Source organism: Burkholderia sp. Bp9099, from assembly GCF_003857805.1.
In the GTDB taxonomy this organism is placed as follows: Bacteria; Pseudomonadota; Gammaproteobacteria; order Burkholderiales; family Burkholderiaceae; genus Burkholderia.
The window spans coordinates 83,010-95,742 of record NZ_QTPU01000019.1; the positions used below are offsets into that span (position 1 = coordinate 83,010).

At 66.8% G+C, this 12,733-nt stretch carries 12 protein-coding genes and 3 tRNA genes; 5 read left to right on the forward strand and 10 right to left on the reverse strand.

The genetic code is table 11. The features are described 5' to 3' along the window. The first annotated feature begins 99 nt into the window (after positions 1–99). Both DIE17_RS22520 and DIE17_RS22525 read left to right on the forward strand, forming a co-directional pair. The gene (locus tag DIE17_RS22520; RefSeq protein ID WP_124521366.1) at positions 100–759 is read left to right on the forward strand and encodes a helix-turn-helix domain-containing protein; all 660 of its coding nucleotides are present in this window, start codon (positions 100–102) and stop codon (positions 757–759) included. Next, positions 756–1,304 carry a GNAT family N-acetyltransferase gene (locus tag DIE17_RS22525; protein WP_044844756.1) on the forward strand — a complete coding sequence of 183 codons (549 nt, stop codon included), beginning with the start codon at positions 756–758 and terminating at the stop codon, positions 1,302–1,304. Before DIE17_RS22520 ends, DIE17_RS22525 begins: the two co-directional genes overlap by 4 nt. Before the next feature lie 332 nt (positions 1,305–1,636). Here DIE17_RS22525 and DIE17_RS22535 read toward each other — a convergent pair. The 5 genes from DIE17_RS22535 to uvrC form a co-directional block, all read right to left on the reverse strand. After that, positions 1,637–1,710: transfer RNA gene (locus DIE17_RS22535), tRNA-Cys, on the reverse strand. A 101-nt stretch (positions 1,711–1,811) separates the two neighbouring features. Next, positions 1,812–1,887 (reverse strand) — tRNA-Gly (locus tag DIE17_RS22540). A 51-nt stretch (positions 1,888–1,938) separates the two neighbouring features. Continuing rightward, positions 1,939–2,014 (reverse strand) — tRNA-Gly (locus DIE17_RS22545). A gap of 144 nt (positions 2,015–2,158) precedes the next feature. Continuing rightward, positions 2,159–2,746, reverse strand: a complete 588-nt coding sequence (pgsA, locus tag DIE17_RS22550; protein WP_124487447.1) for a CDP-diacylglycerol--glycerol-3-phosphate 3-phosphatidyltransferase — start codon at positions 2,744–2,746, stop codon at positions 2,159–2,161. A gap of 99 nt (positions 2,747–2,845) precedes the next feature. Beyond that, positions 2,846–4,894: an excinuclease ABC subunit UvrC gene (gene uvrC / locus DIE17_RS22555; RefSeq protein WP_124521368.1), complete on the reverse strand. Its 2,049-nt coding sequence runs from the start codon at positions 4,892–4,894 to the stop codon at positions 2,846–2,848. Positions 4,895–4,970: 76 nt separating this feature from the next. Here uvrC and earP point away from each other — a divergent pair, with 76 nt between their 5' ends. From earP to DIE17_RS22570, 3 genes are all read left to right on the forward strand, one after another. After that, positions 4,971–6,167, forward strand: coding sequence for an elongation factor P maturation arginine rhamnosyltransferase EarP (gene earP / locus DIE17_RS22560; RefSeq protein WP_124521370.1), 1,197 nt, complete (start codon positions 4,971–4,973; stop codon positions 6,165–6,167). A 138-nt stretch (positions 6,168–6,305) separates the two neighbouring features. Then, a complete protein-coding gene (gene efp / locus DIE17_RS22565; RefSeq protein ID WP_044844759.1) occupies positions 6,306–6,863 on the forward strand; it encodes an elongation factor P in 558 nt (185 codons plus the stop codon). A 270-nt stretch (positions 6,864–7,133) separates the two neighbouring features. Next, a complete protein-coding gene (locus DIE17_RS22570; protein ID WP_044844760.1) occupies positions 7,134–8,519 on the forward strand; it encodes a sigma-54-dependent transcriptional regulator in 1,386 nt (461 codons plus the stop codon). Between the two features lie 157 nt (positions 8,520–8,676). Here the strand turns inward: DIE17_RS22570 and nagZ are convergent, their stop codons facing one another. The 5 genes from nagZ to era form a co-directional block, all read right to left on the reverse strand. Beyond that, on the reverse strand, positions 8,677–9,705 hold the full coding sequence (gene nagZ, locus DIE17_RS22575) for a beta-N-acetylhexosaminidase (protein WP_124521372.1): 1,029 nt from the start codon (positions 9,703–9,705) through the stop codon (positions 8,677–8,679). A gap of 16 nt (positions 9,706–9,721) precedes the next feature. After that, positions 9,722–10,159: a holo-ACP synthase gene (gene acpS, locus DIE17_RS22580; RefSeq protein ID WP_044844762.1), complete on the reverse strand. Its 438-nt coding sequence runs from the start codon at positions 10,157–10,159 to the stop codon at positions 9,722–9,724. Between the two features lie 69 nt (positions 10,160–10,228). After that, positions 10,229–11,005, reverse strand: a complete 777-nt coding sequence (pdxJ, locus tag DIE17_RS22585) for a pyridoxine 5'-phosphate synthase (RefSeq protein ID WP_124521374.1) — start codon at positions 11,003–11,005, stop codon at positions 10,229–10,231. Then, complete coding sequence (recO, locus tag DIE17_RS22590) at positions 11,002–11,841, reverse strand: DNA repair protein RecO (RefSeq protein ID WP_014897645.1); 840 nt, start codon at positions 11,839–11,841, stop codon at positions 11,002–11,004. The genes pdxJ and recO overlap by 4 nt, the downstream gene beginning before the upstream one ends. Continuing rightward, positions 11,828–12,727 carry a GTPase Era gene (gene era / locus DIE17_RS22595; RefSeq protein ID WP_006476493.1) on the reverse strand — a complete coding sequence of 300 codons (900 nt, stop codon included), beginning with the start codon at positions 12,725–12,727 and terminating at the stop codon, positions 11,828–11,830. Before era ends, recO begins: the two co-directional genes overlap by 14 nt. Between the last annotated feature and the right edge of the window lie 6 nt (positions 12,728–12,733).

Below are 12,733 nucleotides of genomic sequence, written 5' to 3' on the forward strand. Positions count from 1 at the left end.
GCTCACCCCGGTCGCCCGGCAAGCGCCCGGCTGCCGGCGAATCGCCGATCCGGGATCCCGTTGACATCGAATTCCAACTTGCTGGAAAATAAATCCATCATGAAAGAATCAACCGACGCCCCTGGCGACGACACCGGCATCAACGAACGCATCGCCCGGCGCGTGCGCGAGCTGCGCACGCTACGAGGCTACACGCTCGATGCGCTCGCCGCGCGTTCCGGCGTCAGCCGTTCGATGATCTCGCTCATCGAGCGCGCGTCGGCGAGCCCGACGGCCGTCGTGCTCGACAAGCTCGCGGCCGGTCTCGGCGTGTCGCTGGCCGGGCTGTTCGGCGGCGATCGCGACGACGCGCCCGCGCAACCGCTGGTGCGGCGCGCGCAGCAGGCGGAATGGCGCGATCCGGCGTCCGGTTACGTGCGGCGCAACCTGTCGCCACCCGGCTGGCCGTCGCCGATCCAGCTCGTCGAAGTCGATTTCCCGCCCGGCGCGCGCGTCGCGTACGACTCCGGCGGGCGCGAAAGCGCGCTGCATCAACAAATATGGGTCATCCACGGGCGCGTCGACGTCACGTACGGCGACCAGCTTCACGAACTTCACGAAGGCGACTGTCTGGCCATGCGCGTCGATCAGCCGCTGATTTTCAGCAACCCGTCGTCGCACGTCGCGCGCTATGTCGTCGCGATCTGCGATGTCCCCGCCGCCGCCGGCGCGCGGAGTGTTTCATCCGTTCAAGGCCGACAGGCGCAGGAGCCCGCATGAATTCCCCGAAACCGCGCGAAGACGTGCGCCTGATCGATTGCAGCGAGGCCGAGCATGCCGCGGCCATCCTCGACATCCTGAACGACGCGATCGTGAATTCGACCGCGCTGTACGACTACCGGCCGCGCCCGCCGGAAGCGATGGTCACGTGGTTCGCGACGAAGCGCGCCGGCGGTTTTCCGGTCGTCGGCGCGGTGGATGAATCGGGCACGCTGGTCGGCTTCGCGAGCTGGGGCACGTTCCGCGCATTCCCCGCGTTCAAGTACACGGTCGAACACAGCGTGTACGTCCACCGCGACCATCGCGGCCGCGGGCTCGGCGAGCTGCTGCTGCGCGAGTTGATCCGGCGGGCGCGCGAAGCCGAAGTGCATGTGCTGGTCGGCTGCATCGATGCGACCAACGGCGGCAGCGTCGCGCTGCACACGCGCCTCGGCTTCGTGCACTCGGGCACGATCACCGAAGCGGGCTTCAAGTTCGGCCGCTGGCTCGATGCGGCGTTCTATCAGCTGAGGCTCGACACGCCGGCTCGGCCGGTCGATGGCTGATCGGCATCGCCGAATGTTTGGCACGCTCATGATGACGCGGGCGGCCGCTGCCGCGGTCCGGAAAACGGCATCGACACCCCGTCGGATCTCGAATCGGAAATTCGCAAACAGGTTTTAGACGAACCGGCCGACGGCAACAATCCGAATCGCAGGACGATCATGCTGCCGATCCTGAACAGCAAGGGCCGGCATCTGCTCGCGATTTACGACTATGGCGGCAAGAGCACGTCGAAGTGCGAGCGGGTGACGCTGACGTATCCGGCGGAGTAGCCGGGCGGATCGAGCGCAGAAAAAAGAAAAGCCCCGCCGAAGCGGGGCTTTTCTTTTCTTGCTGGAGGCGCGAGCCGGAGTCGAACCGGCCTAAACGGCTTTGCAGGCCGCTGCATAACCGCTTTGCTATCGCGCCAAAAGCGGACTGTCCGGATGCCGTTGAGGCAAGCGACAGATTTTTTATTCGAGGACCAACAGTCCATCAAATAAAAAGGGAAGCGTGGCTTCCCCATGACTTGGAGCGGGAGACGAGTCTCGAACTCGCGACCTCAACCTTGGCAAGGTTGCGCTCTACCAACTGAGCTACTCCCGCATTGTCCTGCACCTGCAGCGCTTTGCCTTACAACACGCTGCCAGAAAAATCTGGAGCGGGAGACGAGTCTCGAACTCGCGACCTCAACCTTGGCAAGGTTGCGCTCTACCAACTGAGCTACTCCCGCGTATTGCTGCGCTACTGCTTCCCCGTCACACACTTACTTCGTCGTGCAGCGGAGAAGCGAGATTATGTCGAAGGCACATTCGTGTGTCAAGGGCTTTTCCAGCCCTTTTTCCAAAAAACTGGGAAACGACCGTGCAGGGGCCGGTCACGCGCCGCCGCGCTCGCGAATCTGCGGCCATGCGAGCTTCATGTAGTACAGCATCGACCAGATCGTCAGCACCGCGGCGAGGTACATCAGCCACTCGCCCCACGCGCGCGTGTCGATCGTCGCGATGCCGAGCGGCAGCGGGCCGTAGTACAGCAGCATCGGAATCGCGACCATCTGGCACGCGGTCTTGAACTTGCCGAGCTGGTTCACCGCGACGCTCTTCGACGCACCGATCTGTGCCATCCATTCGCGCAGCGCCGAAATCGCGATCTCGCGGCCGACGATCACGAGCGCGATCGCCGCATCGACCCGCGAAATCTGCACGAGGATCAGCAGCGCGGCCGTCACCATCAGCTTGTCCGCGACCGGATCGAGGAACGCGCCGAACGACGACGTCTGGTTCCACTTGCGGGCGAGAAACCCGTCGAACCAGTCGGTCAGCGCGGCGAGGATGAAGATCGCCGCCGCCGCGAGGTTGCGGTGCGCGCCGCCCATCACCGTGTCCGGCAGATAGAACACGCCGACGACGAGCGGGATCAGCACGATCCGTACCCACGTCAGGAAAATCGGGAAATTGAACGGCATGGCATGCGGGTCAGTAAAGGATTCGCAATTGTGCCGTGTCGACCGGCCTGCCACAAGAACGCGAGATCGCGCTCAGGCGCGGCCGGTCGCACGGCCGGATCAGTGAAGCTGCTTGTAGATCTGCTCGGCGAGCGCGTGCGAGATGCCGTCGACGCTCGCCAGCTCCTCGACGCTCGCCGCGACGACACCGCGCAGCCCGCCGAACCGCGCAAGCAGCCGCTGCCGGCGTTTCGCACCGACCCCTTCGAGCTCCTCGAGCCGCGAGGTCTGGCGCGCCTTCGCCCGTTTCGCGCGCATCCCGGTGATCGCGAAGCGGTGCGCCTCGTCGCGGATCTGCGCGACGAGCATCAGCGCGGCGCTCTCCTTGCCGAGTTCGAGCGGCGTGCGGCCGTCCGCGAACACGAGCGTCTCGAGGCCGACCTTGCGCCCCTCGCCCTTCGCGACGCCGACCAGCATCGACGTATCGAGCCCGAGCTCGGTGAACACCTGGCGCGCGATCTCGACCTGCCCCTTGCCGCCGTCGATCAGCACGATGTTCGGCAGCAGGCTCGATGCCTCGGCCTGGCGCGTCGATTCGCCGTCGATGCCGGCCGCATCGTCGGCGGCCGCCGCCTGCGCGGCCTGCTCGACCATCTTCTCGTAGCGGCGCGTCAGCACCTGCCGCATGGCCGCGTAATCGTCGCCCGGCGTGATGCCGGTGATGTTGTAGCGACGGTACTCGCCCGACTGCATCTTGTGATGGTGATAGACGACGCACGACGCCTGCGTCGCCTCGCCCATCGTATGGCTGATGTCGAAACATTCGATCCGCAGCGTCGCGAGATCGTCGCTTTCGAAGCCGAGCGTTTCCGCGAGCGCGCGCGTGCGCGCCTGCTGCGAACCCTGCTCGGACAGCAGCCGCGCGAGCGCGATCTGCGCGTTCTGCTCGGCCATCGACAGCCACGCGCGCCGCTGCCCCTGCGGCTGCCGCACCAGCGAGACCTTGTGACCGGCCTGCTCGGACAGCAGCTCGAGCAGGTCGCGGCTCGCGGGCGCATGGCTCACGACCAGCACGGGCGGCACGCGATTGCCGAGATAGTGCTGCGCGATGAACGCATCGAGCACCTCGGCCTCCACCGACGCGCCCGCGTCACGCGCGGCGGCAGCATCTTCCGCGGGCCGCTCGGGCAACGCCGCAGCGGTGTCGTCGGCAGCCTCCGCTGCCTCGCCCTCGCCCTCGCCCTCGGCCTCGTCGCCGAGCCCGCCTTCGGCCAGCGTCAGCGCACTTTCGACGTGCGCCGGGAAATAGGCCTTGTCGCCGAGATGCCGGCCGCCGCGCACCATCGCCAGGTTCACGCACACGCGTCCGCCCTGCGCGACCACCGCGAGGATGTCGACGTCGCTGTCGCTGCCGACCTCGATCGCCTGCTGGTGCAGCACCGTCGCGAGCGAGCTCATCTGGTTGCGCACGGCGGCTGCCTGCTCGAACTTCAGCTCGGCCGCGAACGCGTGCATCTTTTGCTCGAGTTCCTTCATCACTTCCGATTGCCGGCCGAGCAGGAAGCGCGCGGCGTTCGACACGTCGATCGCGTAGTCGTCCTCGGAAATCGCGCCGACGCACGGCGCCGTGCAGCGCCCGATCTGATGCAGCAGGCACGGCCGCGTGCGATTGTTGAAGACCGAATCCTCGCAGGTGCGCAACTGGAATACGCGCTGCAGGATCTGGATGCTCTCGCGCACGGCCCACGCGCTCGGGAACGGCCCGAAATACTGGTTCTGCTTGTCGACCGAGCCGCGGTAGTACGCCATGCGCGGAAAGCGGTGCGCGGTGAGCTTCAGGTACGGATACGACTTGTCGTCGCGAAACAGGATGTTGTAGCGCGGCGCGAGCGCCTTGATCAGGTTGTTCTCGAGCAGCAGCGCTTCCGCCTCCGAGCGCGTGACGGTCGTCTCGATGCGCGCGATGCGCGTGACCATCATCGCGATGCGCGGCGACAGCTGCGTCTTCGTGAAATAGCTCGAGACGCGCTTCTTCAGGTCGCGCGCCTTGCCGACGTAAAGCACGGCGCCCGCCGCATCGTAGTAGCGGTAGACGCCCGGCATGTGCGGCAGTTGCACGAGGATCTTCTTCGGTTCGAACGGGGTGTCGGCGGCTTCTGGGGATGTCATGCGCGATTCGGGTGCCTTGTGGCGCGGAACGGGTCCATTAGAATCGCCAGTTTAGAGCATTCACCGGTCCGCTTCGATGCCCCGCACCGCCCCCGCCTCCCCTGCCTCCGCTGCGCCGCTCGCGCCCGACGAACCGATCGCGTGCGACCTCTTCTGCACCGTGATCGACAACTTCGGCGACATCGGCGTGTGCTGGCGCCTCGCCCGCCAGCTCGCGCACGAGCACGGCTGGCAGGTGCGCCTGTTCATCGACGACCTGCGCACGTTCGCGCGGCTGCTGCCGGGGGTCGATCCCGATGCCGGGCGGCAGACGCTCGACGGCATCGTGATCGAGCACTGGCATGCGGAAGTCGGCGACGCACTGGAGATCGCCGACGTCGTGATCGAGGCCTTCGCGTGCGAGCTGCCCGGCGCCTATCTCGCCGCGATGGCGCGCCGCGCGCGCCGCCCGGTGTGGATCAATCTCGAATACCTGAGCGCCGAGGACTGGGTCGCCGATTTCCATTTGCGGCCGTCGCCGCATCCGCGCTATCCGCTGCTGAAGACGTTCTTCTTCCCGGGACTGTCGGCCGGCACGGGCGGCGTGCTGAAGGAACGCGACCTCGACGCGCGCCGGACCGCCTTCGAAGCCGACGCGGCGGCGCGCACCGCCTGGTGGCGGCATGCGACGGGCGACGCGCCACCGGCGCCGGGCACGACCGTCGTCAGCCTGTTCGCGTATGAGAATCCGGGCGTCGACGCACTGCTCGCGCAGTGGCGCGACGGCGCGTCGCCCGTCGTCGCGCTCGTGCCCGCCGGCCGCGTGTCGCCGGCCGTCGCCCGCTTCTTCGGGGTCGAATCGTTCGGCGCCGGCGCGCGCGCAAGCCGCGGCAATCTGACCGCGTACGGGCTCGCGTTCGTCCCGCAGGCCGACTACGACCCGCTCCTGTGGGTGGCCGACGTCAACTTCGTGCGCGGCGAGGACTCGTTCGTCCGCGCGCAGTGGGCGCGCAAGCCGTTCGTATGGCACATCTACCCGCAGGCCGACGATGCGCACCTGCCGAAGCTCGACGCCGCGCTCGCGCACCTGTCGGCCGGCCTCGCCGACGCACCGCGCGCGGCACTCGGGCGCTTCTGGCATGCATGGAACGGCGCCGGCACGCCCGACTGGGCCGATTTGCTGCAACACCGTGCCGCACTGGATGCCAACGCGGCGTGCTGGGCCGACGCGCTGGCGAGCGTCGGCGATCTCGCCGGAAAGCTGGCGGAATACGTAAAATCTCAGTTAAAATAAGCGGTTATCCGACGGCTGACCACGCAAGCGCTCGCGTTTGGGGCTCTTGGCACCTACCGGAACGCACCGCCGCTTGCGCCGTCAGCCGTTGCGCAACGCTCAGGCACCTATTTATTTGATTGGATCAGGACAGTTTTTATGAAGACCGCACAGGAACTCCGCGTAGGCAACGTCGTGCAGATCGGCAGCGAAGCATGGGTCATCGCAAAGGCGGAATACAACAAGTCGGGCCGCAACTCCGCCGTCGTCAAGATGAAGATGAAGAACCTGCTGACGAACGCAGGCCAGGAATCGGTCTACAAGGCTGACGACAAGTTCGACGTCGTCGTGCTCGACCGCAAGGAAGTGACGTACTCGTACTTCGCCGATCCGATGTACGTGTTCATGGACGCCGACTACAACCAGTACGAAGTCGAAGCGGAAATGATGGGCGAAGCGCTGAACTACCTCGAAGACGGCATGGCGTGCGAAGTCGTGTTCTACAACGAGAAGGCGATCTCGGTCGAACTGCCGACGATCCTGGTTCGCGAGATCACCTACACGGAACCGGCCGTCAAGGGCGACACGTCGTCGGGCAAGGTGCTGAAGAACGCCAAGCTCGCAACGGGCTTCGAACTGCAAGTGCCGCTGTTCTGCAATACCGGCGACAAGATCGAAATCGATACGCGTACGAACGAATATCGCAGCCGCGCGTAATCGCCTGCGATTTCCGGATCGAACAAAGCGCCCTGCGGGGCGCTTTTTGTTTGTCTGGCGTCAACAGCAGCGGGCGTGGGCACCATGGACAGCACGAAATCCAGCATTAAAGGTATTCAATTTGTATCATCGGTAACTGTTTTATAGCGTGAAAGAAATAATGCACGTCAGGCGTTCAGCGGGGCATAAAATCAGTTTTTAATCTGACATGCGGCTGCGGCCGGCTCGATGGCCGACAGCCCGCCTCTCTTGACTCGACTCGCGTCCACCATGCCACACGCCCTGATTGTCGAAGACGATCCCAACAGTCTGTCCGGCCTGACCGCGCTGCTCGCCGCAGACGGCTTCTCGGTCGACACGGCCACGTCGCTCGCCGAGGCACGCACGGCGCTCGGCCGCTCGATTCCCGATGTCGTCCTGGTCGACCTGAACCTGCCGGACGGCAGCGGGTTCGATCTGCTCCAGCACCTGCCGCAGCAGCAACCGAACGGCTCGCTGCCGGTGATCGTGCTGACGGGCAACGCGACGGTCGAGAGCGCGATCGAAGGCCTGCGTCACGGCATCTGGGACTACCTGCTGAAACCGATCAACATTCCGCGCCTGCGCAGCCTGCTGGCCCGGATTCCGCGCCCCTACGAACTGATCGACGAAGTGCGGACGCTGCGCGCGTCGCTGCGCCACCTCGGCCGCTTCGGCGCGCTGGTCGGCCGCAGCGAGGCGATGCAGCACGTGTACGACATGATCGAGCACAACGCGGGCACCGAAACGGCCGTGCTGTTCACCGGCGAAGCCGGCACCGGCAAGAAGCTGGCCGCGCGCACGCTGCACGACCTGAGCCGGCGCCGCAAAGGGCCGTTCGTGTCGTTCGACTGCCGCACGATCGCCCAGGCCGGACGCCACGGCGCGTCGCTCGACAGCGTGCTGTTCGGCCATGAACGCGGCGCGTTCGACGGTGCCGAGCGGCGCGAGTCGGGCCTGTTCGAACAGGCCGGCGGCGGCACGCTGTTCCTCGACGAGATCACCGCACTGCCGCTCGTGCTGCAGGAGGCGCTGCTGCATGCGCTCGACTCGCAGAACTTCATGCGGATCGGCGGCACGAGCTCGATCGCGAGCGACTTCCGGCTGATCGCGACCACGCGCCGCCCGGCCCGCGAGGCGGTCGCGAACGGCATGCTGCGCGAGGATCTGTGGCTGCGTCTCGATGCGGCGTCGATCACGATGCCGCCGCTGCGCGAACGCGACGGCGATGTCCTCGCCATCGCGGACGCGCTGATCGACGACCTCAACCGCGAAGCGCGCGGCACCGGCCGCAGCACGACCGATAAGCGCGCAGCGCCGGGCTTCGTGCGCGAATGCGTGTCCTACGAATGGCCCGGCAACGTGCGCGAACTGCAGGAGCGCGTGCGCTTCGCCTATGACGCATCCGGCGATTTCATCGAAACGCTGCGCGCGGGCGAAGCAAGCTTCGCGGCCGGCGCCGCGCTGAACGGCAGCAGCGTTCAGATCAAGGTCGGCACCCCGCTGTCCGACGTCGAGGATCTGCTGATCCGCGCGACGCTCGACGCGGTCGGCGGCACGCGCCATCGCGCAGCGACGCTGCTCGGCATCAGCCCCAAGACGCTGTACAACAAGTTGCAGCGGATGAAGGTCAACTGACCGGGCGGCCGTTGTTCGGGGCGCCGGCCGGAGCTGACGGTTAGTTGCGCAAAGGCGTGTGGCCCCATGCTTCGCCGTCAAAGCAAAAAAGCCGCGCAAAAGCGCGGCTTTTTTGCTTTCGGCAACGGAACAGGCGGCCTCGCACCGCCCTTCCCGCTTACGCCAGTGCGCTGCTCAGCAGCGCCTGCGCCTGCAGATACTCAGGCTGCGCGATCAGCTTGTCCCACTTGAGCGGCTTGCCGCGCGCCCGCATCCGCTTGATGCGCCGCACCGACTCGGCCGACGCCTGCGCCTTCAGGCCGTTCAGCACGACTTCGGCCGCATCCGGCTGGTTGCAGACGAGCACCATGTCGCAACCAGCGGCGAGCGCCGCGTCGGCCGCCTGCGTGAGCGTGCCGCCCTCGCGTGCCGCCTCCATCGACAGGTCGTCGCTGAAGATCGCGCCCGTGAAGCCGAGCTGCCCGCGCAGGATGTCCTGCAGCCACACGCGCGAGAAGCCGGCCGGCCGCTTGTCGACCTGCGTGTAGATCACGTGTGCGGGAATCACCGCGGTCAGCGCCAGGCCGAGCCAGTCGTACGGCGCAACGTCCTGCTTGAGGATCGCGTCGAGCGGCCGGTCGTCGGTCGGCAGCGCGACGTGCGAATCGGCTTCCGCGAAGCCGTGCCCCGGGAAATGCTTGCCGCAGTTCGCCATGCCCGCGAGCGACAGCCCGTGGTTGAGGCTCTTCGCGAGCAGCGTGACGACGCGCGGGTCGCGATGGAACGCACGATCGCCGATCACCTTCGAGTGCCCGTAGTCGAGATCGAGCACCGGCGTGAAGCTCATGTCGATGCCGCATGCGCGCAGCTCGGCCGCCAGGATGTAGCCGACCGCGGTCGCGACCTTCGTCGCGAGCAGCACGTCGCGGTCCCACAGTTCGCCGAGGCGGCGCATCGCCGGCAACACCGTGAAGCCGTCGGTGCGGAACCGCTGCACGCGGCCGCCTTCGTGATCGACGGCGATCAGGATGTCCTCGCGCACCGCGCGGATCGAGTCGGTCAGCGCGGTGAGCTGCGCACGGTTCTGGAAATGCCGCGCGAACAGGATCACGCCGCCGGTGTTCGGATGCGCAAGGCGCCGCGCATCGTCGCGCGACAGGGCCGTGCCGACGACGTCGAGCATGACCGGGCCGGGAGTCGTTTTCATCGAATCGGAAAGTCCGTCAGGGAGTGGTTCGGGAAACAGGTGCGGGTGCAGGCGGCGCTGCGTCGGTCTCGGCGACCACGAACGACACCGCGTAGTCGCGTTCGTCGCTGACCGTCACGCGCGCCGTGATGCCGCGCGCGGCGAGCCAGTCGGCCAGCTCACCCGACGCGACGACGTACGGCTCGCCGCTGCGCTGGTTGAGGGTCTGCAGCGCGCGCCACGTCATCGGCCAGTGCATGCCGAGCCCGATCGCCTTCGAGAACGCTTCCTTCGCGGAAAAGCGCGTCGCGAGAAACGCGATGCCGCGCGCCTCGGAGCGCGCGCGGCGCGCATGGAACACGCGCAGTTCGTCGGGGCCCAGCACCTTCTCGGCAAACCGGCCGCCCGTGCGCTCGAGCACGGCCGCGATGCGGCTCACCTGGACGATGTCGGTACCGATGCCGTAGATCGCCATGTCAGCGCCCGCCGTGACGCACGGACGACGCCGGGTGACGAGCGAAGCGCGCGCGCACGCAATGCATCGTCAGCGCGCGCCGCCGTGCAGCGCGGCCACACGCGCGGCGACCATGATCGCCTTCATCTCGCGCACCGCGTTGTCCCAGCCCGCGAAGATCGCGTGCGCGACGATCGCGTGGCCGATGTTCAGCTCGACGATGCCGTCGATCGCGGCGATCTGCTGCACGTTCGTGTAATGCAGTCCGTGACCGGCGTTGACCTTCAGGCCCAGTTGCGCGCCGGCCTGCACGCCCGCGACGATGCGTTCGTATTCGCGCTGCTGCTCGGCTTCGTCGTGCGCATCGGCGTAGCGGCCGGTATGCAGCTCGACCACCGGCGCGCCGGCTTCGTGCGCGGCGCGGATCTGCGTTTCGTCCGGATCGATGAACAGCGACACGCGCACGCCGGCGTCGGCGAGCTGCCGGCATGCCGCACGCACGGCCTCGAAGCGGCCGGCGACGTCGAGACCGCCTTCGGTCGTCAGTTCCTCGCGCTTCTCGGGCACGAGGCACGCGTCGTGCGGACGCACTTCGCATGCGATGTCGAGCATCTCGGCCGTCACCGCGCATTCGAGGTTCATCCGCGTCTTCAGCTGCGGGCGCAGCGTGCGCACGTCGGCGTCGACGATGTGGCGGCGGTCCTCGCGCAGGTGCAGCGTGATCGCGTCAGCACCGGCCTCTTCGGCCGCGAGCGCCGCGCGGATCGGATCGGGATAGGCCGTGCCGCGCGCGTTGCGCAGCGTCGCGACGTGGTCGATGTTCACGCCGAGGTCGATGACGGTGGGCGTTGTCAGGAAGAAGCTCATAGGTTTTGCAGGTCGATCAGGATCTGACGCGTGGCAAGCGGCGTACCGCCGAGATAGGTGTTCAGCAGGAAGCGCATCAGCGTCTTGCTTTGCGCGACCGTCTGGGCTCGATGGTAATCGTCCTGCTCCATGTCGAGCAACGTCTGTCCGGTAATCACCGGCCAGTGCGACGGCACGTCGTCGTCCGCATTGCGCACGCCGCGCTCGGGATCGAACACGTAGCGGCGATCGGGCTCGACCGCCCGGCGCGCGACCGTGCGGTTCAGCGCCATCGCATAGCCGGTCTCGCGCAGCAGCACGCGCTCGAACGAGCGCAGCACCTGCACCGCGGGCTCGCCGTGCGCGAGACGCGTCAAGGTCAGCACGTAATGATTGAAGAGCGGCGGCTGCGGATCCTCGCGCGCGCAGAATTTCACGAGCAGCTCGTTCGCGTAGAAGCCGCACAGCAGCCCGTCGCCGCCGAGCGGCAGCATCCCGCCGACCCACTCGGCGCCCGTCAGCGTGCGCACTTCGGATTTGCCCGACCAGGACAGCAGCAGCGGCTGGAACGTCTGCAGCACGCCGCGCAGCGCGGAGTGCGGGCGCTTCGCGCCCTTCGCGACGAGCGCGAGCCGGCCGTGATCGCGCGTCAGCACGTCGATGATCAGGCTCGTTTCCCGGTACGGATAGCTGTGCAGCACGAACGCCGGCTGCTCGGCGACGCGGAAATCGGACGTGCGAGAGGTCGCGCGCCGCGCCTTGCGACGCGGCGGTTCGGGCGGTGCCGGCAATGGCGCGTCGTTCGCGCCGGCGGTCACCGCATCTTCGGTCGACGTCAGCGCGTCATTCGTACCCATAGGCGCGCAGCCCCGCCTCGTTGTCGGCCCAGCCGCTCTTCACCTTCACGAAGGTCTCGAGGTACACGGGGCCGTCGAACAGCTTCTCCATGTCCATCCGCGCCTCGGTGCTGATCTGCTTGAGCTTCTCGCCCTTCTTGCCGATCACCATCGCCTTGTGCGAATCGCGTTCGACGAGGATCGTCGCGAAGATGCGCTTCAGGCGCCCTTCCTCCTCGAATTTGTCGATCAGGACGGTGCTCGTGTACGGCAGTTCGTCGCCGGTCCAGCGGAACACCTTCTCGCGCAGGATTTCGGCCGCGAGAAAGCGCGAGCTGCGGTCGGTCAGCTCGTCCTCGCCGTAGATCGGCTCGCCTTCCGGCAAGTACGGCTTGATCGTGTCCAGCAGGCGCTTGATGTCTTCCGGCTTCTGCGCCGACAGCGGCACGAGCTCGGTGAATTCGCGCAGCTCGCTCACCTTCTGCATGAACGGGAACAGCGTAGCCTTGTCGTTCACGCGGTCGATCTTGTTCGCGATCAGCAGCGTCGGCATGCCGGGCGGGATCAGGTCGAGCACCTTCTGGTCGTCGGGCCCGAAGCGGCCGGCCTCGATCACGAACAGGATCACGTCGACCGACGTGAGCGTCGACGTGACCGCGCGGTTCAGCGAGCGGTTCAGCGCGGTGCTGTGACGGGTCTGGAAGCCCGGCGTGTCGACGAACACGAATTGCGCGTCGTCGAACGTGTTAATGCCGGTGATGCGATGGCGCGTGGTTTGCGCCTTGCGCGACGTGATGCTGATCTTCTGGCCGACGAGTGCGTTCATCAACGTCGACTTGCCGACGTTCGGGCGGCCCACGATCGCGATCATGCCGCAACGGAAACCGGTAGGAGCGGGAGTGTTCATATCGTT